General features: G+C 68.6%; 23 protein-coding genes. 13 read left to right on the forward strand and 10 right to left on the reverse strand.

Translation table 11 applies throughout. The features are described from left to right. The first annotated feature begins 16 nt into the window (after window positions 1–16). On the forward strand, window positions 17–283 hold the full coding sequence (locus OZ403_RS32875; RefSeq protein WP_140795194.1) for a hypothetical protein: 267 nt from the start codon (window positions 17–19) through the stop codon (window positions 281–283). A 101-nt stretch (window positions 284–384) separates the two neighbouring features. Further along, window positions 385–2,109: a hypothetical protein gene (locus OZ403_RS32880; protein WP_268782618.1), complete on the forward strand. Its 1,725-nt coding sequence runs from the start codon at window positions 385–387 to the stop codon at window positions 2,107–2,109. A gap of 86 nt (window positions 2,110–2,195) precedes the next feature. Here OZ403_RS32880 and OZ403_RS32885 read toward each other — a convergent pair whose 3' ends face one another. From OZ403_RS32885 to OZ403_RS32900, 4 genes are all read right to left on the reverse strand, one after another. Further along, entirely contained in the window at window positions 2,196–2,570 is a 375-nt protein-coding gene (locus tag OZ403_RS32885; RefSeq protein WP_011556159.1) for an ArsR/SmtB family transcription factor, read from the reverse strand. An 84-nt stretch (window positions 2,571–2,654) separates the two neighbouring features. After that, entirely contained in the window at window positions 2,655–3,752 is a 1,098-nt protein-coding gene (locus OZ403_RS32890) for a S1 family peptidase (protein ID WP_268782620.1), read from the reverse strand. 16 nt (window positions 3,753–3,768) lie between these two features. Continuing rightward, the gene (locus tag OZ403_RS32895) at window positions 3,769–4,371 is read right to left on the reverse strand and encodes a toxin-antitoxin system YwqK family antitoxin (protein ID WP_268782621.1); all 603 of its coding nucleotides are present in this window, start codon (window positions 4,369–4,371) and stop codon (window positions 3,769–3,771) included. Further along, the gene (locus OZ403_RS32900; RefSeq protein WP_268782622.1) at window positions 4,362–5,102 is read right to left on the reverse strand and encodes a hypothetical protein; all 741 of its coding nucleotides are present in this window, start codon (window positions 5,100–5,102) and stop codon (window positions 4,362–4,364) included. The genes OZ403_RS32895 and OZ403_RS32900 overlap by 10 nt, the downstream gene beginning before the upstream one ends. Window positions 5,103–5,252: 150 nt before the next feature. On the opposite strand from OZ403_RS32900, the gene OZ403_RS32905 reads away from it, so the two are divergent. The 8 genes from OZ403_RS32905 (at window position 5,253) to OZ403_RS32940 (ending at window position 13,962) form a co-directional block, all read left to right on the forward strand. Then, the gene (locus OZ403_RS32905; RefSeq protein WP_140795199.1) at window positions 5,253–5,534 is read left to right on the forward strand and encodes a hypothetical protein; all 282 of its coding nucleotides are present in this window, start codon (window positions 5,253–5,255) and stop codon (window positions 5,532–5,534) included. Between the two features lie 54 nt (window positions 5,535–5,588). Next, entirely contained in the window at window positions 5,589–9,332 is a 3,744-nt protein-coding gene (ileS, locus tag OZ403_RS32910; RefSeq protein WP_268782623.1) for an isoleucine--tRNA ligase, read from the forward strand. Window positions 9,333–9,640: 308 nt separating this feature from the next. Beyond that, window positions 9,641–9,919 carry a helix-turn-helix domain-containing protein gene (locus OZ403_RS32915; RefSeq protein WP_269467605.1) on the forward strand — a complete coding sequence of 93 codons (279 nt, stop codon included), beginning with the start codon at window positions 9,641–9,643 and terminating at the stop codon, window positions 9,917–9,919. A gap of 38 nt (window positions 9,920–9,957) precedes the next feature. Then, window positions 9,958–11,340 carry an ATP-binding protein gene (locus OZ403_RS32920; protein ID WP_140796678.1) on the forward strand — a complete coding sequence of 461 codons (1,383 nt, stop codon included), beginning with the start codon at window positions 9,958–9,960 and terminating at the stop codon, window positions 11,338–11,340. After that, a complete protein-coding gene (locus OZ403_RS32925; protein WP_140795201.1) occupies window positions 11,327–11,878 on the forward strand; it encodes a response regulator transcription factor in 552 nt (183 codons plus the stop codon). Before OZ403_RS32920 ends, OZ403_RS32925 begins: the two co-directional genes overlap by 14 nt. 76 nt (window positions 11,879–11,954) lie before the next feature. Continuing rightward, complete coding sequence (locus OZ403_RS32930) at window positions 11,955–13,001, forward strand: hypothetical protein (RefSeq protein WP_237077647.1); 1,047 nt, start codon at window positions 11,955–11,957, stop codon at window positions 12,999–13,001. A 5-nt stretch (window positions 13,002–13,006) separates the two neighbouring features. Next, window positions 13,007–13,474 (forward strand): hypothetical protein, encoded by a 468-nt coding sequence (locus OZ403_RS32935; protein ID WP_268782624.1) that lies wholly within the window; start codon window positions 13,007–13,009, stop codon window positions 13,472–13,474. Window positions 13,475–13,542: 68 nt separating this feature from the next. Next, the gene (locus tag OZ403_RS32940) at window positions 13,543–13,962 is read left to right on the forward strand and encodes a hypothetical protein (protein WP_237077648.1); all 420 of its coding nucleotides are present in this window, start codon (window positions 13,543–13,545) and stop codon (window positions 13,960–13,962) included. Window positions 13,963–14,020: 58 nt separating this feature from the next. Here the strand turns inward: OZ403_RS32940 and OZ403_RS32945 are convergent, their stop codons facing one another. Beyond that, complete coding sequence (locus OZ403_RS32945) at window positions 14,021–14,266, reverse strand: hypothetical protein (RefSeq protein WP_140795204.1); 246 nt, start codon at window positions 14,264–14,266, stop codon at window positions 14,021–14,023. A 273-nt stretch (window positions 14,267–14,539) separates the two neighbouring features. On the opposite strand from OZ403_RS32945, the gene OZ403_RS32950 reads away from it, so the two are divergent. Continuing rightward, window positions 14,540–15,406: a TolB family protein gene (locus OZ403_RS32950; RefSeq protein ID WP_140795205.1), complete on the forward strand. Its 867-nt coding sequence runs from the start codon at window positions 14,540–14,542 to the stop codon at window positions 15,404–15,406. Continuing rightward, a complete protein-coding gene (locus OZ403_RS32955) occupies window positions 15,403–16,056 on the forward strand; it encodes a M23 family metallopeptidase (protein ID WP_237077649.1) in 654 nt (217 codons plus the stop codon). The genes OZ403_RS32950 and OZ403_RS32955 overlap by 4 nt, the downstream gene beginning before the upstream one ends. A 49-nt stretch (window positions 16,057–16,105) precedes the next feature. Here OZ403_RS32955 and OZ403_RS32960 read toward each other — a convergent pair whose 3' ends face one another. The 4 genes from OZ403_RS32960 to OZ403_RS32975 form a co-directional block, all read right to left on the reverse strand. Further along, window positions 16,106–16,417, reverse strand: a complete 312-nt coding sequence (locus OZ403_RS32960) for a hypothetical protein (RefSeq protein WP_237077650.1) — start codon at window positions 16,415–16,417, stop codon at window positions 16,106–16,108. 44 nt (window positions 16,418–16,461) lie between these two features. After that, a complete protein-coding gene (locus OZ403_RS32965) occupies window positions 16,462–17,064 on the reverse strand; it encodes a hypothetical protein (protein WP_268782625.1) in 603 nt (200 codons plus the stop codon). A gap of 318 nt (window positions 17,065–17,382) precedes the next feature. Next, window positions 17,383–17,607: a hypothetical protein gene (locus OZ403_RS32970; RefSeq protein WP_237080732.1), complete on the reverse strand. Its 225-nt coding sequence runs from the start codon at window positions 17,605–17,607 to the stop codon at window positions 17,383–17,385. 153 nt (window positions 17,608–17,760) lie between these two features. After that, entirely contained in the window at window positions 17,761–20,367 is a 2,607-nt protein-coding gene (locus OZ403_RS32975; protein ID WP_140877267.1) for an MXAN_6230/SCO0854 family RING domain-containing protein, read from the reverse strand. Between the two features lie 594 nt (window positions 20,368–20,961). Between OZ403_RS32975 and OZ403_RS32980 the strand changes: the two genes are divergently transcribed. Next, entirely contained in the window at window positions 20,962–22,596 is a 1,635-nt protein-coding gene (locus OZ403_RS32980; RefSeq protein ID WP_140799921.1) for an MYXO-CTERM sorting domain-containing protein, read from the forward strand. A gap of 71 nt (window positions 22,597–22,667) precedes the next feature. On the opposite strand, the gene OZ403_RS32985 is transcribed toward OZ403_RS32980, so the two are convergent. Beyond that, the gene (locus tag OZ403_RS32985; RefSeq protein ID WP_268782626.1) at window positions 22,668–25,820 is read right to left on the reverse strand and encodes a hypothetical protein; all 3,153 of its coding nucleotides are present in this window, start codon (window positions 25,818–25,820) and stop codon (window positions 22,668–22,670) included.

Consider the following 25,820-nt stretch of genomic DNA (forward strand, 5'->3'; position numbering starts at 1 on the left):
AACGTGGGAGCGCATAGTGAACCTCATCGAGCCCTGTGTCCTGGCGGGCGCGTTGGTGGGCACCCTCACCGGCGCCATCCTGGGCTTTCCCCATGGCCTGCTGTGGGGACTGGGCGGCATGGCGGCTGGCTTCGTCGGCGGCGTGCTCGTGCTGCCCTTCGTCATCCTCTTCCTCGTCATGGCCGGAATGGCGCTGTTCTTCTGGCCGCGCCACCTGCTCAGGCAGCTCCGGGGCACGCGGCCCGGGACGGATGACGCGCCGCGAGAACACGGCGACCACTGAGGCGTCTGTCTTTACGAGTCGCCGAGTCCTCGCTTAAGAGGCCGGCTCATATGATTTCCACGGACAGTGCGCATTCCCGCCGTCGAGGTTCCTCCGATGTCATGGGCGTCCCATCGCCGCGCGTGAAGTCGCTCCTGGCGTCGCTACTCCTGTGCCTGGCCCCCGTCACCTGGGGCTGTGGCGGTTCGGAGCCGTCGCCCTCCCCCAGACCCGATGCGGGCACCCAGCGGCCGGACGCGGGGGCATCGACGAACGACGCGGGCACGGATGCCGGCACGGAGGACCCCGACGCGGGAGAGCCGCCTCCCGGCTTCACGCTCCAGGCTCCGACTGAAGTCACACTCCGGTTCATCCCGGAGGTGAGCGCGGGGGTGCTCGTCACCATCATCCGCGAGCCCTCGTTCACCGATGCAGTGCACCTCTCCATCGAGGGGATTCCCGAGCACGTGCACTTGACCAGTGATGTGCTCGACGAAACGGAGACGGTGGGCCTGCTCTCGCTCTCCGTCCAGGAATTCGCCCACTACGGCACGGTACCCGTCACGGTGGTCGCGAGCAGCGGAGCGACTCGCGTCGAGCAGCCCATGAACCTCGTCATCCAGCCCGGCCCGGCGGCGCTGGACTCGTCGTTCGGCGGCAATGGCGTGGCGATGCCCGCCTTCGGCCAGCCGGAGGTGCGCATCCACGCCCTGGCGACACAGCCGGATGGCAAGTGGATCCTGGCAGGCGCCACGGGCTCCACCGGCCTGCGCGACGTCCTGGTGGCGCGTCTGCTCCCGAACGGGACGTTGGACCCCGACTTTGGCAACCAGGGCACCGTCACCCTGGATGTCTGCGGAGGTGATGACTACGTGGACGCCGTCACCGTGCTGCCCGACGGGCGAATCCTCGTCGCGGGGGGCGCCATCTCGGGTCCTGGGAGCTGCGCGGGGAGCCAGTACCAGAGCCTGCTCTTCGCCCGGTACACCTCGGCGGGCGCCCTGGACACCACCTTCGGCGACATGGGTGTACGCACCTTCCAGATTTCAGCGGGCAACGCCGCGCTGCATGCCGTCACGGTGGATTCGAAGGGGCGCATCGTCGGTGCAGGCACCGTGCAGCATGATGACCTGGACTTCGTCATCATGCGCCTCACGCCCACGGGCGCCGCCGATACGACCTTCAGCTCGGATGGACTGGCCTGGGATGACCTGGGCGAAGACGAGGACGGACTGGCCGTTGTCACCCTGGCCGACGACCGCATCGTGGTGGCGGGAACTACGAATGCCAGCCGCAATCGAATGGCCTTGCGTCGCTACAACGTCAACGGTACGCCCGACTCGAGCTTCACGTACCGCAGCGTGTCGGACTGGCCTCGCCTGACGCCCCGGACCCTGCATCTGCTGGACGGGGACAAGTTGCTGGTGGGCGGCAGCGCGCGGTGGAATGCGGGCACCGATTCCCCCAACAGCGGCGCGGTGACGCGGGTCCATGCAAACGGCAGCCCTGATACGAGCTTCGGCTGGGATGGCGACAGCGTCACCCACTGGTCCGCGCCAGGACCCCAGCAGGAACGGCTGGTGGGCACGGGTATCCTGCATGGCGGCAACCTGGTCCTGGCGGTGGCCAGCACCATCGATGGCGCCACGGATGGCATCGGCATCATCCACCTGTCCGAGGATGGGAAGACCGCCTTGCGCACGCACCGCACCAACCTGCCGGGAACCGAGGTTGCCCTCGCCGCCGCGCTCGACACCGATGGCTCCATGTGCGTGGCGGGCCTCCGCGCCGACGAAGGCTCGTCCACCACGGCCCCCTTCGTGACGCGCTTCTGGCCCTTCAGGTGAGCGGGACGCCAGGGCCCCGAGCCTATGCGCTGGAGAATGGCGTCCACCTCCTCGCGGGTGGACGTCGCATGTGACACATCCGAACCTCACTCATGTCGCGCGCCCTTCCTGGCGCTGCCGCGCTCGGGCTTGCGGAGCTCCCGCTCCAGGGCATCCAGCCGGTCATTCCAGAAGCGCTCGTAGAAACGCAGCCAGTCGGCCGCTCCGGCCAGCGGCGCCGGCGCGAGGCTGCACCGATGCGTGCGCCCCTCCACCGACCTATTCACCAACCCCGCACGCTCCAGCGTCTTGACGTGCTTGGAAGCGCCCGCGAAGGACATGCTGAACGGCGCCGCCAGTTCGCCAATGCTCCGCGGTCCCGAGGACAGGCTGCGCAGCATCTCCCGCCGCGTCGGGTCGGAAAGCGCGTGGAAGACCGCGTCGAGCTGCTCGGAACGTTGCTGAACCATGGGGGTGACCATAACGACCTCCGCCCAAAATTAAACCACCCAGTTAAACAACATGCCAGAGGGGTGGGCAGGCGGGCAGCAGAAGGCGCTCGCGGACTACCCGCCCTTCGCGCGACGACCGCGTCCCCAGGACCAGGCCAGAAGCACCAGCGGAATCAGGCCGGGGTTTCCGCCCCCTGCCGCCGCGCACCCTCCCTGCGCTGTTGCATCCCGCGGCTCGGGGCAGGGCAACCACAGCCGGCACGCCGAGCCCGCCTTCACACACGGATGCTCCCCCAGCGCGCCGGTGCAGGCAGGCCCGAAGTGGCCCGCCTCGAGCCCCGCCACCGCGCAACTCCGGGTGCCGTCTTCCCTCGCGACACACGCCATGCCCACGGGACAGTCCACATGCGCACGGCACCGCTGCGCGCAGGAGTCCACGTCTGGCTCCACCGGCGTCCGGACGGGCGCGCCTCGTGAGGCGTCGTCAATGGCCGCCTGGATGAAGTCCGCGTGCACGTCGACGCGGGTGTTCGTCCCCGTGGTGCAGGTGAGGTCACCAAACGAAGTCACACCGGCCAGGCGCTCGAGGCCGTCCTCTTCGATGAACACCGGGCCGCCGCTGTCCCCGCCGCACGACATCGCTGGCGCCGCTTCGACGGAGAACGCGTCCGCTTCAACCGACGTGATTCGGGACAAGCCACCTCGGCGCAGGCCCGAGCCGCCCTCCCCGTCCACGCCGAAGCCCACCACCCGCGCCAGCCGCCCCACGCCGTCGGCGGGAAACGCCCGCGCCTCCCAGGCCAGCGGAGCGACTGGCGCATCGCTGGCGAGAATCAACACGCCCAGGTCGCTCACACCCGGACGCCACGCGGGATGGAGCCGGCCCTCCACCACGCGGATGCGCTGCGCGGCCGAGGCACGGGCCGTCTCCGCGGCGAACACCACCGAGAACACCCGCGGCGCATCCGCGTTCTCCACGCAGTGCGCCGCCGTCAGCACCACCCGAGGCGCCACCAGCGTGCCCGTGCAGAGCACGCGAGCCGCCTCGTCGGGCTCACCACAGAAGGGCGAGACGGGGACGATGGCGGCCACCGCGGAGAATCCCGGCTCGGGCGCTCCGCCCACCACGGTCCGCCGCGCCGGGGTGAGCGTCTCCGGGGAGACAGGGACGACAGAAGGACCACACGCTCCCGCCGCCAGCAGGAGTCCCACGGCGGCGGACGTGACGTCACTCGCTGTCGAAGTCGCCCTGCGGAACGTCCGTGGCGGCGCCCGCGACGTCCCAGTACTTCCAATCACCCGTCTTCTCCCCCTTCTCGTACTGGCCCTGCACGGCCAGCGCGCCATTGGGGTGCCACTCCGCATAAGCGCCCTGCGAGCGATGCCCCGCCAGCGTCCCTTCCGCCCACTTCGAGCCGTCCGAGCGCCAGGCGGTCCACTTCACCGGGCCGGAGCCGGGCGAATGGAGCTCCTCGCGGTTCTTCTGGCCCTCCTCGTAGTAGAGGGTCCACAGGCCCTGCTTGAGCCCGCCACGATAGTCGCCCTCGAACTGCTTCACGCCGTCCTCGAAGTAGCTGACCCAGCGGCCCTCCATCTTCCCGTCGACGTAGGTGCCCTCCGTCTTCAGCTTCCCGGTGGCGTGCCACTCCGCCCAACGGCCGTGCTTCTTGCCATCGATTTGGGCGCACCACTGGAGGACGCCGTCGGGCGGCGCGCGACCCTGGAGCCGCGCGCCATCGGGACAGGGCCCGGAAGCCCGGTTGCAGCCCAGGGCCATCCCGGCGGCGAGCGACAGCGCCGCACCTGTCAGCACGCGCTTCTTCAACTGCACGAACCCACGCCGCTGCAGCTGCAGTTGTTGCGCGCGAACGAGTAGTCATCCGACGCCGCCGCGAAGCTGCCCAGGCCGTAGTCGTGCTTGGCGCAGTCCTGCGTGTAGGCCGTGGTGCCCACGCAGCGCGGCAGGCTGGTGACGCCGCAGCCCTGGCCGCAGCGGCCCTTGCAGCCGTTGCCCGAGCCGCCGGTGCAGCCGCAGCCCATGCCCGCCGTGCGGTAGTAGCCGGAGCCGATGTACTGCTGGCCGCAGGAGCAGGAGATGTGCGTCCAGCCGCGCTCGGACACGTACTCGTACGCCGTAAGGACCTCGCCCACGGGGACGATCTGCATGAAGCTCGTCTGGCGCTCGGCGGCGTCCTCGACGCGGGTGCGGCCCTCTTCGGGAAGCTCGCGGGCAAGCCCCTCCAGCAGCGACGCGAGCAGGTGCGAATGGGTCGCGTCGAGCGGGCTGCCCGACGGCATGAACTGGCCCACGCCCTGATTGAAGTCGATGTGGAACCCAATGACGGGGTCGCCAAAGTCGTACGTCACCTCGACGACGTTGGCCTGCGTCTCCACCACGAGCATCCGCACCACAGCGCCCCCGGAGCCGTACGTGGCCTCCAGCGTCGTCGCGTCGTGCTGGAGGACCTTGAAGCCCTCCTGCTCGATGGGCTGTCCAGGCGGCGCGTCGGAACAGCCCACCACGACAGCCAGCGACAGGGCACAGAGCAGAAGCCTTTTCATGTCTCTCTCGATTCCAGGGATATGAGAATTCTCAGCACCCGAGAACCTAGAAACATGCGCACATGGGCATCAACAGGCTTACCCTGAAATCAACACCATCCCAGCATAGACTCGACACCCGGCGATGGACGCCGCCCTCAGGAGAGACCCATGCCCCAGAATCGCGCAACCCTGATGTGCATTGCCGCCCTGCTGATGGGTGGCTGTGGTGGAGCCATGGACGAAGCCGCGGCGGAGCCTTCCGCGACGGAGTCCACGTCCCAGGCCCTCTACCCGGAGTACAACCCGGACATCCACTGCCTGGTCTGGTCCCAGTACGTGTCCTGCGGCAGCGGTCCGACGATGTACGCCTACTACAGCCCGGACTGGGGCTACTACATCGAGCGAAACGTCTGTGGCCGCAACGGGCCGGTCATCTGTCCGCTGTACTGATTCACAGGACGGACATCCATCCCCGGCGCGGGCGGTGCTATCAAGCACCGCACCATGCCTGAAACGCCCCCTTCCCTGTTCGATGCGGTGCCCGCGGAGATGGACTTTCCTTCCGACGAGCGCCGCATCCAGGCCTTCTGGAAGGACCGCCGCATCTTCGAGCGCTCGCTCGAAACGCGTGAGGGTGCCCCCAGCTTCGTCTTCTACGAGGGACCGCCGACCGCCAACGGCCTGCCGCACAACGGCCACGTCCTCACGCGCGTCATCAAGGACCTGTTCCCCCGCTACAAGACGATGACGGGCCACTACGTCCCCCGCAAGGCCGGCTGGGACACCCACGGCCTGCCCGTGGAGGTGGAGGTCGAGAAGGAGCTGCGCATCCACGGCAAGGCGGAGATTGAACGCTACGGCGTGGAGCCCTTCACCGAGCGCTGCATCGAATCCGTCTTCCGCTACACCTCCGAGTGGGAACGGCTCACCGAGCGCATCGGCTTCTGGGTGGACCTGAACCAGGCCTACGTCACCTACCACCGTCCGTTCGTGGAGAGCGTGTGGTGGGCGCTGGCGGAGCTGCACCGCAAGGGCCTGCTGTACCAGGGCCACAAGGTGGTGTGGTGGTGGCCGCAGGGCGGCACCGCGCTGAGCGCCGCGGAGGTGGGCCTGGGCTACAAGACGGTGGACGACCCGAGCGTCTACGTCGCCTTCCCGCTGCGCGACACGCCGGACACCGCGCTGGTGGTGTGGACGACCACGCCCTGGACGCTGCCGTCCAACATGTACGCGGCCGTCAACCCGGGCGTGGACTACGTCACCGTGGACGCGGGCGAGCGCAAGCTCATCGTCGCCGCGGCGCTGCGCGAGGCGCTGGCCAAGAAGCTCAAGCAGGACCTGCCGGTGCTCGCCACGCAGAAGGGCAGCGACCTGGTGGGCCAGCGCTACCAGCCGCCCTTCGACCTCTACCACCAGCGCGCGGGCGACACGCGGCTGCCGCTGAAGGACGGCGGTGAGGATGCGCAGGCCTGGCGCGTGCTGGGCGCGGACTTCGTGACGCTCGACAGCGGCACGGGCATCGTCCACATCGCCCCGGCTTTTGGCGAGGACGACTACGAGGCCTTCCGCAAGGACAAGGCCCGCTTCGCCCAGCCGGAGGCGCTGGAGCTGTTCTGCGCGGTGAAGCCGGACGGCACCTTCTCCGACGACGTGCCGCTCGTCGCGGGGCGCTTCGTGAAGGAGGCGGACAAGGACATCCAGCGCCACCTGAAGGAGCGCGGGCTGGTCCTCTTCACGGAGCAGTACAAGCACGAGTACCCCTTCTGCTGGCGCGCGGATGACGACCCGCTCATCCAGTTCGCCCGGCCCGCCTGGTACATCCGCACCACGTCCGTGAAGGACGAGGCGATCGCCAACAACCGCGCCGTCAACTGGGTGCCCGAGCACATCAAGGAAGGCCGCTTCGGCGACTTCCTGGCCAACAACGTGGACTGGGCCCTGTCGCGCGAGCGCTACTGGGGCACGCCGCTGCCGCTGTGGGTGCACTCGGAGACGGGTGAGGTGGAGGCCATCCCCTCGCTCCAGGCGCTGCGCGAGAAGCCGGGCAACAACGTGGCCGCGGTGGAGGCGGAGCTGAATGCCTTCCTCGCGGGCAAGCCGCACGAGGCCAACGCGAAGCACCTCATCGTCCACAAGCCGTGGATCGACAAGGTGACGTTCGAGAAGCCTGGCACCCCGGGGCGCTTCCAGCGCGTGCCCGAAGTCGTCGACGTGTGGTTCGACTCCGGTTGCATGCCCTTCGCGCAGTGGGGCTTCCCGCACGCGCCGGGCTCGCGGGAGATCTTCAACCGCGCCTTCCCCGCGGACTTCATCTCCGAGGCCATCGACCAGACGCGTGGCTGGTTCTACTCGCTGCTGATGGTGAGCACGCTCATCTTCGACGAGGAGACGCAGGCGCGCATGGGCCTGTCACCCCAGCGCGGCTGGCCGCAGCCGTACAAGAGCTGCATCGTGCTGGGCCACGTCTCCGACAAGGAGGGCCGCAAGGAGTCCAAGTCCAAGGGCAACTACACGCCGCCGGAAATCATCCTGGACGAAGTGCGCATGGACTTCGCCGTCCTCACGGCCACTGAGGCCGGCGTTCCGGGTGAGCCGGGCGTGGCGCTCATCGCTCGCGAGGACCTGGAGGGCCTGGACATCCAGGAGGGCGCCAAGGTGCAGCTCTTCCGGCCGGACCGTCCGGACGTGGTCGTCACCGCGACGGTGAAGGCGCACAAGAAGCTCAAGCGCCGCGTGCTGCTGCTGGCGCCCGCTGACCTGCAGACGCTGGACGTGGCGCCCTCCGCGCGTGGCGCCAGTGTCATGCCGGTGGAGGTGCCCCGGCTGGCGCCTTCGGAGCGCGTGGTGCTGAAGGACCCCGCCGCCAAGGCGCCGGGCGCGGACGCGTTCCGCTGGTTCTTCTACGCGGCGAGCCCCACCTGGTCGAACACGCGGCACTCGCTGAGCAACGTGCGGCTGCTGCAGAAGGACTTCCAGGTCAAGCTGCGCAACGTCTACTCGTTCTTCACCATCTACGCGAACATCGACGGATTCAACCCCGCGGCCGGCAACACGGACGCGTCCGACTCGCCGTGGGAAGCCATCCGCCGCAGCCAGGGCTGGCGCGAGGTGAAGGCGCGGCCGGTGCTGGACCGCTGGATTCTGTCCGAGGTCCACCTCACCCTGCGCGACGTCACCCGCGCGCTGGACACCTACCAGGTCTACGACGCGGCCCAGCGGATGGTGGCGCTCGTGGACGCGCTGTCCAACTGGTACCTGCGCCGCAGCCGCTCGCGCTTCTGGGCGCCGGGCTTCGAACAGGACAAGCAGGACGCGTACTTCACGCTCTACGAGGCGCTCACCACCATTGCCTCGCTGTCGGCGCCCTTCATCCCCTTCTTCGCCGACGAGATGTGGGGCAACCTGGTGCGCAAGCCCTGGCCCACCACGCAGCCGGAGAGCGTCCACCTGGCGCGCTTCCCCACCGTGGATGTGTCCCTCATCGACGAGGGGCTCGCGGCGGAGATGGGCGCGGTGCGGGATTTGGTCTCCCTGGGTCTCAAGGTGCGCACGGACAACCGCCTCAAGGTGCGCCAGCCGCTGGCGCGCGCGGACGTCATCCTGGCGCGCAAGGAGCTGACGGACCGCGTGGCGGTGTATCGCGACCTCATCGCGGACGAGCTGAACGTCCACGAGGTGCGCTTCGTGGAGCCGGGCAGCCCGGAGGCGGACGTGGTGCGCTTCCGCGTCCGGCCCAACCTGCGCGCGGTGGGCGGACGGCTGGGCCCCAAGCTGGCCCCGGTGCGCAAGGCCTTCGACACGGGTGACGGCGCCGCGCTGCACCGCGAATTGCTCCAGACGGGCCGCGTGGCCATGACGGTGGCCGGCGAGGACCTGGTCTTCACCGCCGAGGAGCTGGAGACGCTGGTGGAGGCCAACCCCGGCTATGCCGCCGCGGGCATGGGCGTGGGCGTGGTGGTGCTCCACACCGAGCTGACCGAGTCCCTGGTGGATGAGGGTCTGGTGCGCGAGCTGCTCGCCCGCGTGCAGGGCGCGCGCAAGGACATGGAGCTGGGCTACACCGACCGCATCCAGCTCTGGGTGGACGGCGACGCGCGCGTGAAGCGCGTGACGGACGAAGCGCGGGAGCTGATCGCGCGGGAGACGCTGGCCTCCAGCATCCTCGTGGGCCCCGAGGGCCTCACCGGCCAGGAAGAAGAAGTCAGCATCAACGGCCTGCCCGCGCGCATCCGCGTGGAACGGGCCTGAGCCGCGAAAAAACACGGGCTGCCTCATCCCCGCGATGAGGCAGTCCGCAAGTCACGGCAAGACAGGGACGCGCCAGCCTTCACTCAGTTCGCGGTGAAGGTCGTGTCGTTCCGGTACAGCAACGTCTGGGACCAGTTGGACGTGTAGACGAGCGTGTCCACGCGGTACGTCCCGGCCGGCCACGAGGTGGGTCAGGTTGGCGTCGTGGGCCGCGCCGGCCAGCAGCACCGCGAGCAGGCACAGGCCCAACTCGGTCGCGAGCACGAACGCGGAGCCGCTGCGCATCGAGAAGCGCGCGCGTGGCACACATGAGCATGTCCGCGCTCCATCACCACTTCAAGAGCATCACCGCCATGAGCCCGCTCCAGTACCAGAAGCACCTGCGGCTCCAGGAGGCCCGGCGCCTCATGCTGGGACAGGCGCTGGACGCGGCCTCGGCGGGGCACTCGGTGGGCCATGAGAGCCCCTCGCGGTTCAGCCGGGAGTACAGCCGGCTGTTTGGCGCGCCGCCCGCGCGAGACATCTCCCGGCTGCGAAGCACGCTCCAGGGCCAGGCACCGGCCCGGCAGGCCAATGCGTCAACTTGACGCACACCCCACTGCCATCGCCGGGATATGACGTGCGGGTGTCCACCGCGCCGACTCACGCCGAGGCGCCGTCGCCTGACGTCCCGGCCTCGCCCCCGCGCCAGCCGCGCTCCGCCTTCCGACGCTCCACCGGGGACATGGCGGCGAAGTTGTCCTCCAGCGACATCGCGCTCGGGTGGCTGGTCCGCCTGCGCTGGCACGCCGTCGCCGGACAAGCGCTGACGGTGGGTGTCGCCGTCCGGGTGCTGGAGCTGGAGCTGCCCGTGGCGCCACTGCTGGCCCTGGTGGCCACGACCGCGGTGTCCAACCTGCTCCTCGCGCTCTGGCTCCGCCGCGAGCCCGAGGTCCGTCCCGGCCTGCTGGGCGCCGTGCTCGCGTTCGACACCGCGTTGCTGACGGGGCTGCTCGCGCTGTCCGGTGGCCCGGCCAACCCGTTCGCCATGCTGTATCTCGTCCACGTGACGCTGGCGGCCATCGTGCTGGGCCCCCGTTGGACGGTGCTCATCGCGCTGCTGTCGGTGCTGGGCTCGACCAGCCTCTTCGCGTTCCACGTCCCACTGCCCGACACGGTGAACCCACCGGGCAGCCACGGCCTGGACTCGCTCCACGTCGTGGGCATGTGGGTCGCCTTCACGCTGACGGCGCTCATCATCGCCTTCGTCGTCGCCCGCGTGGCCGCCGCGCTGAGAGACCGGCATGCCGCGCTGGCGCGCACGCAGCGGCTGGCGGCGCGCGCGGAGAAGCTGGCGTCGCTGTCCACGCTGGCGGCCGGCGCGGCACACGAACTGGGCACGCCGCTGGGCACCATCGCCATCGCGGCCAACGAACTGGACGCCCTCATCCTGGAGGCGCCCCAGGAAGCGCTGGAGGATGCCCGCCTCATCCGGGACGAGGTGGAGCGCTGCCGGGACATCCTGGAGCGCATGAGCGCCCGCGCCGGACAGACGATGGGCGAGGTCCCCGAACGGACGACGCCGAGCGACGTGCTCGCCCGCCTCCGGGAACAGCTGGGCACCGCCGACCAGGCGCGCCTCCAGCTCGAGCCCGGCCCGGACGTGCCCTTCTGGTGCCCCGTGCGAGGACTGGTGCAGGTCCTGACGAACCTGGTGCGCAACGGGCTGCATGCCAGCGAGGCCACCGGAGCGAACGTCGTGGTGTCCGCGCACCGCGAGGTGGACCGCCTGCGCTTCATCGTGGAGGACCAGGGCACCGGCATCCCGCGCGCGCTGCTGCCCCGGCTGGGCGAGCCCTTCTTCACCACCAAGCCCGCGGGCCAGGGCATGGGGCTGGGCCTGTTCCTCACCCAGACGTACGCCGAGTTGTGTGGAGGCCGCCTGGAGCTCAGCTCCGAGGAGGGACAGGGAACGCGCGTGACGCTGGAGCTGCCCTTGAGGAAGGAGTCGTCCGATGCCACCAGGTGAAGCCCCCGCCACGGTGCTCGTCATCGACGACGACGAGCGATTCCGAGAGCGGCTGGTGCGCGCCTTCGTGCGGCACGGCTTCCAGGCCCACGGCGCGGCCAGCGCGCAAGTGGCGCTCGATGCCGCGCGGGCGTTGCGTCCGGGTTACGCCGTCGTCGACCTGCGCCTGCCCGACGGCTCCGGCCTGGAGTTGGTGCGCGAGCTGAAGGCCCTGGACGCGAGCATCACCGTCGTGGTGCTGACGGGCTACGGCAGCATCGCCACGGCGGTGGAGGCCGTTCGGCGAGGCGCCACGCACTACCTGGCCAAGCCCGCGGACGTGGACGACATCCTGCTCGCCTTCGCCGGCGCCACCCTCCCCTCCGGCCAGGAGGCCGCGCTCACCCACGAGGTGCCCTCCCTGGCGCGCGCGGAGTGGGAGCACATCCAGCGCGTGCTCGCCGACTGTGGAGGCAACATCTCCCAGGCCGCCCGGCTGCTGCGCATCCAGCGGCGGAGCCTGCAACGCAAGCTGTCCAAGTATCCCGTTCCCAAGTGAGCACCCCGGGGTGCGTCAGCAAGACGCACGAAACGCGGCGACCGAGCCGGTAGGGTGGAAGGTGTCAGGAGGTCCGATGTCCACGCCACGCACGAGTGCGCTGCTGCTCAGCATCATGGTGTCCGCCGGAGGCTGTACCAAGACGCCCACCGATGCGGGCTGGAAGGAAGCCAACGGCGGCATCCAGTGCCAGGAGCTCCAGCACCTGGCCTGCACCGGCCTCTACGGCGAGGGCGGCACGGGGTGGGCAGCCCGGGTGATTCCTCCCGAGGTGCGCCCCTACGAGCCCGGCCTCCAGCTGTGGAGCGACGGCTCGGACAAGGCGCGCTTCATCTACCTGCCGCCCGGCACCAAGGTGGACACGTCCAAGAGCGACGAGTGGCGCTTCCCCGTGGGCACGAAGCTCTGGAAGGAGTTCAGCTGGAAGGGGCGCCCCATTGAGACGCGCTTCCTCTGGAAGCGTCCGGACGGCAGCTGGCTGCGGACCACCTACCGCTGGAGCGACGACGGGAAGACGGCGCTCGAATTGACCGATGGCGAGAAGAACGTGCCCGGCACGGAGGGCTACGAAATCCCCAGCCAGCTGGACTGCCAGTCCTGCCACCGCGGGCGCGGCGACGAAGTGCTCGGCTTCGAGGCCGTCGCGCTGGCCCATGACGGCGCGCGGGGCCTCACGCTGGCGAAGCTGGTGGAGGAAGGGCTCTTGAGCCATCCACCCGCGAAGGCGCCCCGCATTCCCGGCACGCCGGTGGAACAGGCCGCCCTGGGCTACCTGCACATGAACTGCGGCGTGTCGTGCCACAGCGCCAACCGCATGGCGCTGGGCAGCGGCTCCGGCCTGCACCTGCGCCTGGAAGCGGGCGAGCTCGGCTCCGTGCAGGAGACGGACACCTGGCGCACGTCCGTGAATGTGAAGGCGCTCATCCAGACGTCGGGCATGTTCGAGAAGAGCTCGCAGCGCGTCGCGCCGGGTGACGTCCAGCACAGCTCGCTGCTCCACCGGATGAGCCAGCGCGGGGACTTCATGCAGATGCCCCCCCTGGGCACCCGCGTGGTGGACGAACAGGGCCGGGCGCTCATCCAGCGCTGGATTGAAGCGATGCCCGCGAAGAAAGAGGGCTAGGCGTCATGCTCTACTCGGGGGTGTTGCTCCTCCACTCCTGGCTGCGCTGGGGGGTGGTGGTGCTGGGCGTGCTCGCGCTCGTGAGGGCGCTGGCGGGCTGGGCGCAAGGCCGTGACTGGACGTCCGGCGACCGGCGGCTCCAGCGCTTCTTCGTCTCCGCCTTCGATACCCAGATGCTGCTGGGGATGACGCTCTACTTCGCGCTCAGCCCCGTCACGCCCCGGAGCCTGGACGCGCTGCGGATGAGCATGTCCATTGCCCATCTGCGCTTCTTTGGGCTGGAGCACCCGCTGCTGATGCTCCTGGCCCTCACGGCCGCGCACGCGACCTCCGCGATGACGCGGCGGGATGCGCCCTCGCGGTCCAAACACCGCACCTGGGCGGTGGGGCTCCTGCTGGCCATGCTGTTCGTCGCCCTGGCCATTCCCTGGCCCGGCCTGTCCCACGGCCGGCCCCTCCTCCGGGGCTTCTAGTCAGACAAACCGCTAGAGTGCCGCGCATGCGCGGACACAGAAGTTGGACAGACACGTCAGTGATTGCGGTGACGATTTGGCTCGCTTGCGGCGTGGCGATGAGCGGCTGCGGCAGGGGCAAGGAGCGCGCGGCGCTCGCCACGAAGCTGGAGCAGCGCGTCCACGCCGCCTCGGAGACAGGTGGCGACTTCCGCCTGTCAGAGGTGGCGGACTTCGACTGGGACACCTTCCACGTCTTCACGCCCTACGTGGGCGCGGAGGAGGTCAGGAAGTGGCTCGGCATCGATTGGTCCGGCGCCAGGGACGTCTACGAATCGGAGTGCCTGCTCGTCTTCGTCAAGGGAGGTGAGGTCGTCATGGACCTCGACTTCGCTCGGACGAAGGGCGACTTCTCCGCACTGAAGAAGCACCGCTTCACGCGGGACGAGGCCCGGTTCGCCGCCACCAAGGGCGGCAAGGACATCTCGCACGCGGTGGATGCGCCCTGAGCCTCCGGGTGCAGCGACGTGCCTCGGCCCGTGAGGAGAGGCACGCCCGCGAGCACTGCTAGGCTTTCACCCATTTCCCTTGGAGCACGTCCCAGCGCATCTCCTTGCCCTGGAGCGGCTCGGCCTGATTGCTCGCGAAGCTGCCCGTCTCCTTCACGTTCGTGCAGCCAATGGCCTTCAGGTAGGCGAGACAGTCCTTGGTGAACTGATTGGCCTGGTCGTGGTTGTGGGCCCCCATGGCGCCATACATCTTCGAGCTGCCAGGACCGTCGTAAGTGAAGTTCTGCACGTAGTACAAAGGCATGTCAGTCGCTCCCCTGAAGGCGTTGGTTGCCTTCACGACTATCGCACTTTCCGTTCCTCCTGTGAAAGTACGCCCGGAGCCATGCCCACGAGGTGGGAACCCCACCACCGCGCAGGCCAGCCTTTTCCCCCCGCTCCGCCAGACACCGACCCTTCTCCACAACGGGAATATTTCGACAAAACGATAAAACAATAAATTCAAGAAACCGAGAAAAGGAGCACCCGATAACGCCATGGGGCCTCCCCACGTCGTTTCCTCCTTCCTCGGTGAGAGATGAGAAAATCAATCCTCGCGCTCGCGACGCTGACCCTGGCCGCAACCAGCGCCACGGCAATAGAGCGCATGAACCCCGCGGACCTTCGCCGCGCCACAAAGGCCCGCGAGAGCATCGCCCCCGCGGTCCAGAGAGAGTTCGGTCCCAAGGCCCGGTTCATCAACCTCTTCGGACAGGGCCCGGGAATGCTCGCGGGCATCGTCGCCGAAATCCCAACGCAGCCCCTGGGCACGGATGAACTGCCGCTGCTGGCCATCGTCCACTACGACGAGGCGACCGGCGCCGTGAAGGTGGTGGACCGCAAGTTCAAGTATCGCGAGGCGCGCCTGGTGGGGCCCAACGTGGCGCTGCTGGACGGCGAGGGCAACCTGCGCCTGCGCGCCCCCGGCGGCCGCGAGAAGCTGCTGGCACAGCGGGTGGGCGGAGACCTGTTCCCGACAGCGAAGGGTGACGCGCTGGTGGCCACGCTGAAGGGCCGCGGGAACGAGGCGCACGAGACGTCCGTGGGCATCATCGACCTGAACGGCCGCGTGAAGGTGCTGGCGGACGGGCCTGGCGTGGACGCGACGCCCTCCATCTCCCCGGACGGAAAGACGGTGGTCTTCGTGTCCGGCAGGACCAGCGTGGCGTCATTCTACGTCACCTCGGTGGAGGGTGAGGCCCCCCGGCAACTCACCAATATCGGCATGGAGAACTGGATGCTCTTCGAAGGGGTCCCCGTCAACTTCGTGCCCCCTCCCGTCTCGAGCCACCACATGGAATGGCTCGACAATGACGTCCTTCGCTACAACGCCGGCGGCGGCGCGTTCTGGAAGATCAACGTACGCACGGGTCAGGCGGCTCCGGACCTGGGAGATGCCCGATGATTCGCGCGATGGCACGGAAGCTCACCCTGGCGCTGGCCCTCACCCTGCTGGCGCTTCCCGCCGCGTCTCATGCCCAGACGATGTTCCGCTTTCCCATCTCGATGCTCGGGGACCAGTGCGGCAACGGAGGCTGCGTCGTCAGCGCCTACAAGGACTACGGCGGCAGGGACTACGCGTGCGGCGGCGTGCGCTACAGCGGCCACACCGGCACGGACTACGCCCTGTCGGGTGGGTTCGCGAAGATGGACTACGGCGTCTGGGTCATGAACGCCGCCAGCGGCGTCATCGAGTCCGCGGTGGATGGCTACTACGACCGCTGCAACTACTGGAACCAGAGCAACCCCTACGCCGCCTGCGGCCTCTACACCGCCAACTACATGATCATGCGGCACGGGGACGGCTCCAAGACGATGTACTGGCACCTGAAGAAGTTCACCCAGCAGTTCGCCCGGAACACCTCGCTCGCGTGTGCCTACTGGGTAGCCCAGGTGGGCTCGTCCGGCGCATCCACGGGACCGCACCTGCACTTCGAATACTGGGTGCCCGGCTACGGCACGGATGACCCCTACGGCGGATCCTGCGGGACGCCCTTCACGCGTTGGACGTCGCAAGGCGCTTACCGCGGGCTGCCTGGCATCGCCTGTCAGTAACCCGCGGACAGGGGGCCCTGGCCACACCAGGCCAGGGCCCCTCCACCGGCTACTGCCGGGCGACGCGCTTCAGCCGGGTCGGCACCGGGCTCTCGCTCATCGTGAAGTAGCCGGCGCCATCCGCCTGGTACTCGATGGCCTCTCCCTGCCCTTCTACCGTGTCCGTCAGCGACACGGGCGTGGCCGAGAAGGCCGTCTCGAAGGTCGCGCCCGGCGCCGCGCGGAACTCATAGACCTTGCGGTAGGTGCGCAGCAGGAAGCGGTTGGCGCACGGGTGGATGGCCGCCGAGGTGGCACGCGCGAAGTTGGTGTCATCCGAGGTGGGTAACTGGATGTCCGCCACGAAAATCAGCGTGGACATCGTCCCCGGCGCGGGCAGTGGATTGGGGAACTTGTAGACCTTGCTCAGCCCGCTGGCCGCCTTGGTGATGACGTAGATGTCCCCGTCGTCGGGTGCACCATGATGGACTCCGCGTCCTTCGCCGGGTCCGGGTACACGAAGGCGAACTTCTCCGCAGTGAGCGCGCCGCTCGTCTGGCCCGCGCCAATGTCGGGCTCGGGGATGCGGTAGACGGCGAACTCGTTCGGCGGCACGGGGAAGTTCGCGCTGGAGCGGCCAATGTCTCCCATGAAGATGCAGGAGCCGGCCGGGCACGGCCCCGTGGCGACGTCCTCCCAGTCCGCGGGCGTTACGTTGGCCACGTTGAAGGTGCCCAGCGTGCCCGCGTTGGTGGTGCTGATGGCGACCACCGTGGTGGTGTCCTCGTTGTGGACGTAGAGCACGCCCGGCATGATGCGGTTGGCGGCGATGCCCGGCGGCTCGATGACGTCCGGGGACGCCACCGTCCCCACCGTGGTGTAGGTGCTCGCGAAGGTGTCTCCCACGGAGCACGTCGGTGCCCACGCGGCCCGCAGCGCGACGACCTGCGCGACGTTGGTGTTGGGATACGGCGAGCTGTCATTGAACGCCGGATGCGCACCCGCCGCGCCCAGGCCCTTGTGGGCCATGTTGTACACGAGCCCCGTGTCCGGAGAGGCGAGGCACGTGTCGAACGCCTCCGTGAACCCCGAAGGCGGAACAATGGGGCTTGAGGGGCACACCGAGCCCACCCAGATTTGCGAGCCGAACCAGACCGCCCCCCCTGCGCCGAGCTGGTGGTGATAGGGGGCGTGTCGAAGTTCGGCATGAGCCCGTTCTTCTGACCGCTGTGCGCATCAATGGGGTTGGCCGTGTCCACGCCGGAGAACGCGGAGATGCTTCCCGCGACGTTGTTCATGACGCTGCCTGGCGGGGAGATGCCGAACGTGTAGCTGGCGGGCTCGGCGCTACCGGGGACCTTGTAGAAGACCCACGCTCAACGTGAGGGACGTGGTGTTCGTCGCGCTGGCCGTGGAGCTGCTCCGGTGGCTGATGGTCGACAACGCCTCACGCGAAGTGCCGACCTCCGCCTCCTCCAGTTCCGTATCCACCGGCCCACAGGCCGTCATGGCGAAGAGTGAAACAGAACCCACGAGCAGGGATGCGCATTTCCTGAAGACATTCAACGCCATCACAACCTCCAAAACACACCTGAGACACTCAGGATGGCGCTGACATGTCAGGATTTTCGTGAACTGGGGAGCCGGGGGCCGCGAGGTGTCCAACGCCCAATCACAGGCATCCACTCCCCATTCAAACTTCCATCCAGGTGCACCTGGGGCGCGCTAGGCCTTCAGCGCGGACACCAGGTCACCCGCGGCCAGCCGTGCAACGGACTCCGCGGACGTGTGGAGGAAGCGCAGCGCATAGCCCTCGCTGCCTGCCGGGAGCGACGGGAGGTCCGTCATCCCCGCGAAGAACGTGGGCGACGTGCCGGGCGTGAAGCCGTGGGTGGTGGCATCCGCTTCAATGCCACGCAGCCTGCGCAGGAAGGCGGCGGTGTCCTCGCCCGAGCCCCGCTTCAGGACGGACACGGTGCCATCTCGTCGCCGGACCTGCACCGTGCGGCTGCGCGCGGCGGCGTGAAGGCAGGCCAGTTCCCAGAGCGTCGGACGGGCGCCGGTTCCGAAATAGGCCAGGGTGTCCTTTCCAAGGTTCGCGAGCTCCCCCCGGGAGCGGTGCACGCTCTGGAAGCCATCCTCGGGAGGAACCTTCACATCCACCCAACGGAGCTGCTTCTCGACGAGGTCGATGACGAGCGGCACGGAAATCTGCCCGCTCCCTTGCAGGTCGAAGCGCTGCTCCACCGCGCGCGCATCGAAGTGAGGTCCGCCCTCTCCCTCCCGGACCATGAAGCCCGCGAACGCGTCCTCCATGCGGTCGAACGAGACGCTGTTGTAGGAGAACACCACCGGGATGGCGTAACGAACGCCCTGCGCCAGCAGTCGCGGGGCATGGACGTCCAGGAACTCGGCGCCTCCCATCGGCAGTGGGCCGGACGTGACATCCCCCGAATGCACCGCGGCGTCGTCGGCCAGCCGCAGGTTCGTGAAGTCACACAGGTCCACCAGCCACCAATCCTTGTCGTAGAAGGCCACCGACAAGTCCAGGTCCACCCGCGTCCCCTTGGGCTCCGTCCAGTGGACGAAGAAACGCAAGGTCTTCCCTTCCGGCAGCGGCAGCAGGCTTCCACGCGGAACCGCCACCAACGCCCGAGAGGCCGTCTTCTCCGCCAGCGGCACCAGCAGATCGGCCAGGGCCTCATCGAGCACCGCGTGAGGGAAGGCCGGCAGGGCCTCCGCCCGGCGCAACAACTCCCGCTCCAGCGGCGCCACCAGCTGGCCAATGGCGTCACCGGGGAGCAAGGGGCGCTTGTCCTCCATGCCCCAGGCGTGGGTGGCCTCGCCCTTGGGAAAGAACACGCGTTTGGCGAACGGCTTGTGCCGCTGACGCAGGTGCGCCGCGGCGGTGAGCAGCAGCGCGGGCGCGCCCCGAGGCAGCACGGCCTCGAGCGCCGCGAGCAGCTCCGGGTCGAGCGCGGCGGAGCCCGACTGGGCCACAGCCAGGCGGCTCACATGGTCCAACCGGCGCAGCAACTCGCCCGGCCGCTGCCGCAGCAGCCGCAGCGCGCCGCGGACATCGCGCTCGTCCAGCGCCGCTTCGACGTGCGAAGCCCAGGAGCGGAAGTAAAGGCGGATGCCTCCGTCGACCTCCAGCCTTTCAAAGGCCGCCGGATGCTCGCTGGCCAGACGCAGCACTGCTGCCCCGAAGGGTGTCTCCGGCACCAACACCGTCTCACGCAAGACAGCGAACGCGAGCGCGACCTTCGGATGGCGCTGCCACTCCTCGAAGACATGCAGGAGCTTCGCCTGGGCCTTCCACAGGCCAGGGTGGCGCCGGAGGTCCTCGGTGAGGTTCAGCAAGGAGAAGCCTTCCAGCATCCGCAGGACGGCGCGCCGTACCGGACGCGGAGGGCTCTTCAACGGAATCTTGACGGTGAGGTCGGGGTTGCCGCCTGCCCACGCGACGAGCACCCGGAGCACGTCCGTGGCGGTCTTCACGTGTGCCGAGGCGCTGGCCAGCACGTCTCCCGCCGTGTGGGCATCCCGAAGCAGGAGGCCCATGACGTGCGCCAGCGTCTCCTTCACCGGGATGCGCGGTGGGAGCCATCCCAGGATGCGCACACCCACGGCGGAGACGAGCATCCTCAGCAACATCACTTCGCTGGGGCGAAGCACCGTGGACCGGGCCACCAGGCGTCGCATGACCTCCCTTCCCGTGGCATCCGGGTCGGTCCCCAGCGACAGCCGCGTCAACCGGCCGGCGGTCGGGCCATACACGACCGCGGCGGCCTTGAGCTCCGTGGGCTTGAGGAACGGCTCGGACGGAGACAAGCGGCGGTGACAGATGGGACACGCGCTGTAGTCGCTCCCGTCGAAACACCGCTCGCAGACCAGGTGGGCGCACGGCGACAGCGCATGCACCGTGCCCTGCGCGCCACAGTGGATGCACGGCTGTTCCGGCGACTGGAACAACCAGCCCAGCATCCGTTGCACATACAACCGCCGGGTGTCGTGCGGCACGCTTTCGGGGAAGTTCCGGAACAATGGAACGAAGGGCCGGTTGGTCCCCCGGAGCGCCGCGCAGTTGTCGTAGATGAAGCGGCCGGAAGCCGCCATGACCTCGGTGGGCAGCGCGAGCAGCGCCTCCCGGAGCGTGCCGTCCAGCGTGTAGCCCACCCCCGCGAGGTCCGCCTCCAAGGCATCCATGCCCTGCTCCCGCGCCTGCGAATCACCGCTGGGCGAGAGTCCGGCGGGGAGGAAGACAAGCCCCGTGGTCCGGAGCAGCAGCGCGGCGGTATCGCCCGTCACGTCGAGCGAAGGGGAGCCCATGGTGACTCCAAGCGGGAGGAAAAACGGGGCGGAGAGCGGATCCGCTACCTCTAGAGTGAGAAGGAAGCACACCCAGGGCCGCCCCGTGGGGAACCCTATCAGGGCCCGGCGGGGCGCCGCTACCGTTGAAGCACGCGGCTGTCTCCCCGGGCGTCAATCACCACGATGATGTCGTTGGGCGCCCGCCCCTTGCCTCGGAAACCTGGCGGGCAGGTCCGCCGATTGGTTCGAGTCACGCAAGGCGCCCTTCCTCGCACTGAGACGCCAGGCATCGCGCCTGACAGGGATTCTGAAACAAGCCGTGTGGCGCGCTGAACGAGGCGTGGAGGCCATGCGCGCTCCGTGATGAAGCCGTAACCTTCATCCCTGAGCACGCCGCGGTGGACGTGGGCCACACCGCGCTCAACGAACGGATGCGGGAAGAGGTGCTGCGCGACCAGCCGGAGGCAGGCGAGAAACGGGCGGCGTTTGGTTCGCGCGGCCTGAGCCGGGCGGACGCCCCGCCTACAAACTTCCCGGTGCACTTCACCCGTGTCCTTGAGGAGCGTCAGCCCTCGTGGACCTGGACCGGGCGGAGCCGTCAGACTGCGAGACATGAACCTCTCGCGAGCCGCCCTTCTCGTCCTGCTCCAGCCGCTGGCCGTCCAGGCCGCGGATTACCGCGTGGGCCCCGACCAGCAGTACACCCGCCTGGGTGACGTGCCGTGGGAGTCACTCGAGCCCGGGGACACCGTCTTCGTCCACGCACGGCCCACGCCCTACGCGGAGAAGTGGGTCCTGGGCCGCAGGGGCACGGCCGCCGCGCCCATCACCGTGCGCGGCGTGAAGGACGCGCAGGGCAATCTGCCCGTCATCGTCGGCGAGAACGCCACCACGCGCTCGCAGCTCAACTACTGGGGCGAGGAGCGCGGCATCCTGAAGATTGGTGGCTCCAACCGGCCCGCGGACACGCTGCCCGCGCACCTGGTGGTGGAGAACCTCCACCTGCGCCGGGCACGCGGCGCATTCACCGGCCGCAATGGCGCGTCCACCTACCTGGACAACGCCGCCGCCATCTTCATCGAGAAGGGCGAGCACATCACCATCCGAGGCTGCGTGCTCGAAGACAGCGGCAACGGCCTGTTCATCGCCAATCAGGCGTCGAATGTCACCGTCGAGCACAGCCACATCCTGGGCAACGGCAATCCCGGCAGCATCTACGAGCACAACACGTACACCGAAGCCCTGGGCCTCACCTACCAGTTCAACCGCTTCGGCCCGCTCTGCAGCGGGTGCCCGGGTAACAATCTGAAGGACCGCTCCGCGGGCAGTGTCATCCGGTACAACTGGATTGAAGGCGGCAACCGGCAGCTCGACCTGGTGGACTCGTCCAGCGGCACGCTGCGCGCGGCGCCGTCGTATGCGCGGACCTTCGTCTACGGCAACGTCCTGCTGGAGCCCGAGGGCGCGGGCAACCGGCAAATCGTCCACTTCGGCGGCGACTCTGGCACCACGGCCAACTACCGGGGCACGCTCTACTTCTTCCACAACACCGTGGTGTCCAGCCGCACGGACCGGACCACGCTGTTGCGGCTGTCGCACCAGAACCAGACGGCGCACGTGACGAACAACGTGGTGCTGGTGGCCGCGGCCAATGGCAATACGCTGTCCCTCACGGACGAAGCGGGCACGCTCCGCCATGGCGGCAACTGGTACAAGCCCGGCTACGTGAGCACCTTCGGCACGCTCACTGGCGCCGTGGTGGATGCGGGAGGGAATCTCACCGGAGCCGACCCCGGGTTCATCAACCTCGCCGGACAGGACTTCCGCCTGGCCGCTGCCTCCGCACTGAGAAGTCAGGCGGTGACACTCCCCGCCGAGACCAGCAGCGAGCCCGTCACCTGGCAGTACGTGAAACACACCGCGGGTGAGCCGCGCGCCCAGGTGAGCCCGGCCCACATCGGCGCGTATGGGGATGCCTCCGAGCCAGGGACAGAGACGCCGGACGCAGGCACGGGCACCGAGCCCGACGCGGGGCCAGGAACACCCACGGATGCGGGAACAGGCACGCCCACTGACGCGGGCACGGGCACACCCTCGGATGCGGGCACGACGCCGCAGCAGCCGGACGACGCCGAGAGCTCGGGTGGCTGCGCGGCCGCTGGAGCCAGCTTCGCGGGCCCACTGGCGTTCGCACTCCTCGGTGTCCTGGGCCTCCGGCGGAGGCGGAACCCGGCGCGAGGCCAGTAGGTCCGTTCAGGTCGCGCAGGAGGCGGAACGCTCCGACGGGAGCCTCGACGCTCGAGGCCCCCGCCACGGCTTCAGAAGACGTCGGGACGCGGAAGGACTTGCGCGGGATAGACGAGCACGTGTCCCCCTTCGTCGAAGAAGGCCGGGTCGTGGCTGGAATTCACCTGGGTGGGACCACCCACCGTGGCGATGGACTGCCCCATGGAGACAAGCGGCGCATTGCATCGCTGAGGGAGCGCGGGAGCGTGCTTGGAGCAGGTCGTCCCCACCTTGTATGACTCAGGACATGGCGCGGGCGGGCCACCACAGGTGGGGCAAGGCGGGCCCATGGGGAATTCCTTGCTGCATTTCAGACACCAGTTGAAGCCAAGCGGAGGAGGCGCTGGGGGATAGGGATGTACGAGGCAGGGCATGGTATTGGTACAGCCGCCCACCCCACACTGCCACCTTTGCCAGGCGTAGCCGCACAGATGCCGCGCCTCGGTGGGACCGTGAGTCGGGCAGTCCCCGGGCGCGCTCCGCGTCTTGTTACAGCCGACGCACCACCGCAGTTCCTTGTCATGGGTGCAAAGGCCCGGCACGGTCGCATGCATGGCCGGATGGTCATCGCAGGAGTAGGCGCCATCCGTCACGCGCGCCACCGATGCGCACCGCTGACCATCGACGTTGAACACCAGACCGGGCCGCGGGGCCCCTTTCCAGGTGCACAGCTTCCCACGGCCAATGGACATGCCGAACGACGGGATGAGCTGGACCTGCACCCGCGGGTCGCCAGCCACTGCGCCAGGGGCCTGCGGCCCGAATGGGGGAACGGGGCTGTTCCCCCCGTGGTAGAAAAGGTCCAACCGGTTCATGGCGTGGTCCAGGCAGACTTCCAGGCCCAGGGTGACGCCATCCACGGTGACCACCGAGCCACCTCCCTCGCCCGACAGGTTGATTTCCGACCCGACGCGGTTCGGCCGGTTCAACCAGGTGGCTCCCAGCCCCACCCGGTTGGGGCTCGCCGCCGGTACGTCCGTGGAGCCTTCCGTGGGAAGCGCCAGCCTGTCCGTGGCGCCATGGACTTCGATACGCCGGCCCAAGCCCGTCGCGTCGAACCAGGCATTGGCATTGTGGGAGTTGGGTCCCACGAAATCGATGGCGGAGACGTACTCCTTGTAGACGGCGGCCCCTTTCAACCCCTGGCTGAGCAGGGGTGCTGGCCAGCCCTTCTGGACCATGACGACGTTGAAGATTTCCGTCGACTTGGGCTCGACGAGCTCCGCCGACCCGCTGGCGAAGCCCGCCTTCTTGTTCGCCAGCGTGAGACGGTACCGGCCCGCCCCCAGCGGCACACACCCCTTGATGTCGTCCTCTTCGGGCCCCGTGCGCAGCTTCCACGGTGCAGCAGGCGCGGCGCCCGACGACGGGATGAAGATGCGGGAGCACACCCTGGAGTTGACCACGACCTCCGTGCAGGCCCCCGTCTGGTCAACGGTGTCAATCCAAGCCACGGGCTCGGACAACACGACAGGGCCTGGAGCAAGGCCGCTCTTGCCGTCCACGGTGAGCTGGTACTCGTCGGGCGTGAGCGTCGTCGCGACGCCCTTGAGTGCGTGGTTCTTCCCAACCCCACGCACCTTCCAGGTCGTGTCGGGAGGGCGCGAAAGCGTGACCGTGAGGACGTCATCCACGCCGGTCGTGTCGGCATCGAGGAGGACCGCGTGGACCTGCCCCTCCCCGCCATGTGTGAGCGGCGTCCCGGTGGGCGCCCCCGTTACCGCATCCAACTCCTCGTGCGGGAGGTAGCCGATGGCGCTGCCAAACACGAAGAGCCAGTCTGCATACTCCGGCTTGTCCGTCTCCTGCCGGAGCTGCCGCGTGACGTCCCAGAGCTTCTCGACCGGATATCCACCGTCCTTTCCTCGGAAGTAGAACTCCGGCGCCATGAACAACTTGAGGACGTTCTCCTCGGGACGTACGTGGCCATCCGCCGCCGCGAGCCGAATGGCATCCTTCATCACATCGCAGCGCTTCTGGATGTCGACGTCCGGGTCCGCGTCGCCCAGGTAGTCGATTCCGGGTCCAGGCACGCGAGGCTTCGTCCCCGGCTTGACGTTGAAGGCGATGAACTGCACCTGCGCATAGTCGAAGGCGCGGACCTGGGTGGGCATCACGGCCAGCGCGAGGCCCAGCGGTTCGTCTTCGTCACTGTGCGCCTGGAGCTGCACCCGGTAGGGCAACTGGTCGCGGCGAATCGCGGCCTTGTCCCACGTCTTCCGCGCATCCTTCAGGAACTCGTAGCGTTTCCGGGTCCGGAGCTGCTGCTCGTCCAGGGGCGCGAAGAACACCACGTTGTCGTCCTTGTCCCAGACGACGAGCTGCCCCCGCTTGAGCTTGCCGTGGTCGCCTTGCAGCTCCCACGAGACACTCAGCGTGTCCTCGTCGAGCTCGGGGTCCGCGCCCTTGACGGGCTTCCAGCGTGGAGCGAACGGCGCCAGGAGGATTTTCGCCGCGTTGTCCTGGTCATCCTTGTAGTACCGAACCAGCACGTCATAGGGCGCGCAGCCGTGGTGGATGAAGGTCCCCGTGCCCTCCCGCTTCAGCACGCCCTGCGTGGCCTCGCTCTCCCCTTTCCAGTCCGGGAGCTTCTGGGCCACGGCGGGCGGCCGCCTGTCAGCGACCTCGTAGCATTTGCGCCGGCGCAACAGGTGCGTGGAGCCCGCCTCCGTCGCATCCGTGTCGCAGGCCACCTGCCCGCCCTGAGGCGATAGCGAGTGATACCCATGGGCGTGGACCTCGAAGTCCACCTTGTCGGCACTGGAGGCAACACCTTCCAGCACGTACTCCGCTTCGCAGGTGCCGGAGGAAGGCAGGAACCACCGGGTGAGCTTGCGGATGGACACCGCCGGAGCAGGAAACCGTCGCCGCACCTGCACGGTGTGCTCCGTGTCCAGGGCGAGCGGCGCGGCGGGCTTCCACGGCTCGGGTTTGTGAATGAAGGGCTTCGGTCCAAGCGCGGGGTCGAGCAGCGACGCGAGTGGGTCCGTCTCCGGCCTGGCGCAACCCACGAGCTCGACCAGCGCGCGGTTGATTTCCACCGGGACGAGGGTGCCCCAGTTGTAGAGGGCCACGTCGTTCAACCGGCCGCTGAGGCCGTTCGTGTCGAGCAACTCACCCAGCGTCTGCGGGTGCGTCACATCAATCTTGTTGGAATCCGACCGGAGGGCGAAGACAGGAGGCAT

The organism is Myxococcus sp. NMCA1, from assembly GCF_026810205.1.
GTDB lineage: Bacteria > Myxococcota > Myxococcia > Myxococcales > Myxococcaceae > Myxococcus > Myxococcus xanthus_A.

What these genes read in the sequence shown, in the direction of transcription:
- OZ403_RS32880 (WP_268782618.1), top strand. Translation starts at nt 385, where the DNA reads ATGGGCGTCCCATCGCCGCGCGTGAAGTCGCTCCTGGCGTCGCTACTC.
- OZ403_RS32885 (WP_011556159.1), bottom strand. Translation starts at nt 2,570, where the DNA reads ATGGTCACCCCCATGGTTCAGCAACGTTCCGAGCAGCTCGACGCGGTC.
- OZ403_RS32900 (WP_268782622.1), bottom strand. Translation starts at nt 5,102, where the DNA reads ATGAAAAGGCTTCTGCTCTGTGCCCTGTCGCTGGCTGTCGTGGTGGGC.
- OZ403_RS32905 (WP_140795199.1), top strand. Translation starts at nt 5,253, where the DNA reads ATGCCCCAGAATCGCGCAACCCTGATGTGCATTGCCGCCCTGCTGATG.
- ileS (WP_268782623.1), top strand. Translation starts at nt 5,589, where the DNA reads ATGCCTGAAACGCCCCCTTCCCTGTTCGATGCGGTGCCCGCGGAGATG.
- OZ403_RS32915 (WP_269467605.1), top strand. Translation starts at nt 9,641, where the DNA reads ATGAGCATGTCCGCGCTCCATCACCACTTCAAGAGCATCACCGCCATG.
- OZ403_RS32925 (WP_140795201.1), top strand. Translation starts at nt 11,327, where the DNA reads ATGCCACCAGGTGAAGCCCCCGCCACGGTGCTCGTCATCGACGACGAC.
- OZ403_RS32930 (WP_237077647.1), top strand. Translation starts at nt 11,955, where the DNA reads ATGTCCACGCCACGCACGAGTGCGCTGCTGCTCAGCATCATGGTGTCC.
- OZ403_RS32935 (WP_268782624.1), top strand. Translation starts at nt 13,007, where the DNA reads ATGCTCTACTCGGGGGTGTTGCTCCTCCACTCCTGGCTGCGCTGGGGG.
- OZ403_RS32945 (WP_140795204.1), bottom strand. Translation starts at nt 14,266, where the DNA reads ATGCCTTTGTACTACGTGCAGAACTTCACTTACGACGGTCCTGGCAGC.
- OZ403_RS32950 (WP_140795205.1), top strand. Translation starts at nt 14,540, where the DNA reads ATGAGAAAATCAATCCTCGCGCTCGCGACGCTGACCCTGGCCGCAACC.
- OZ403_RS32955 (WP_237077649.1), top strand. Translation starts at nt 15,403, where the DNA reads ATGATTCGCGCGATGGCACGGAAGCTCACCCTGGCGCTGGCCCTCACC.
- OZ403_RS32960 (WP_237077650.1), bottom strand. Translation starts at nt 16,417, where the DNA reads ATGTCCACGCTGATTTTCGTGGCGGACATCCAGTTACCCACCTCGGAT.
- OZ403_RS32965 (WP_268782625.1), bottom strand. Translation starts at nt 17,064, where the DNA reads ATGGCCCACAAGGGCCTGGGCGCGGCGGGTGCGCATCCGGCGTTCAAT.
- OZ403_RS32970 (WP_237080732.1), bottom strand. Translation starts at nt 17,607, where the DNA reads ATGGCGTTGAATGTCTTCAGGAAATGCGCATCCCTGCTCGTGGGTTCT.
- OZ403_RS32975 (WP_140877267.1), bottom strand. Translation starts at nt 20,367, where the DNA reads ATGGGCTCCCCTTCGCTCGACGTGACGGGCGATACCGCCGCGCTGCTG.
- OZ403_RS32980 (WP_140799921.1), top strand. Translation starts at nt 20,962, where the DNA reads ATGAACCTCTCGCGAGCCGCCCTTCTCGTCCTGCTCCAGCCGCTGGCC.
- OZ403_RS32985 (WP_268782626.1), bottom strand. Translation starts at nt 25,820, where the DNA reads ATGCCTCCTGTCTTCGCCCTCCGGTCGGATTCCAACAAGATTGATGTG.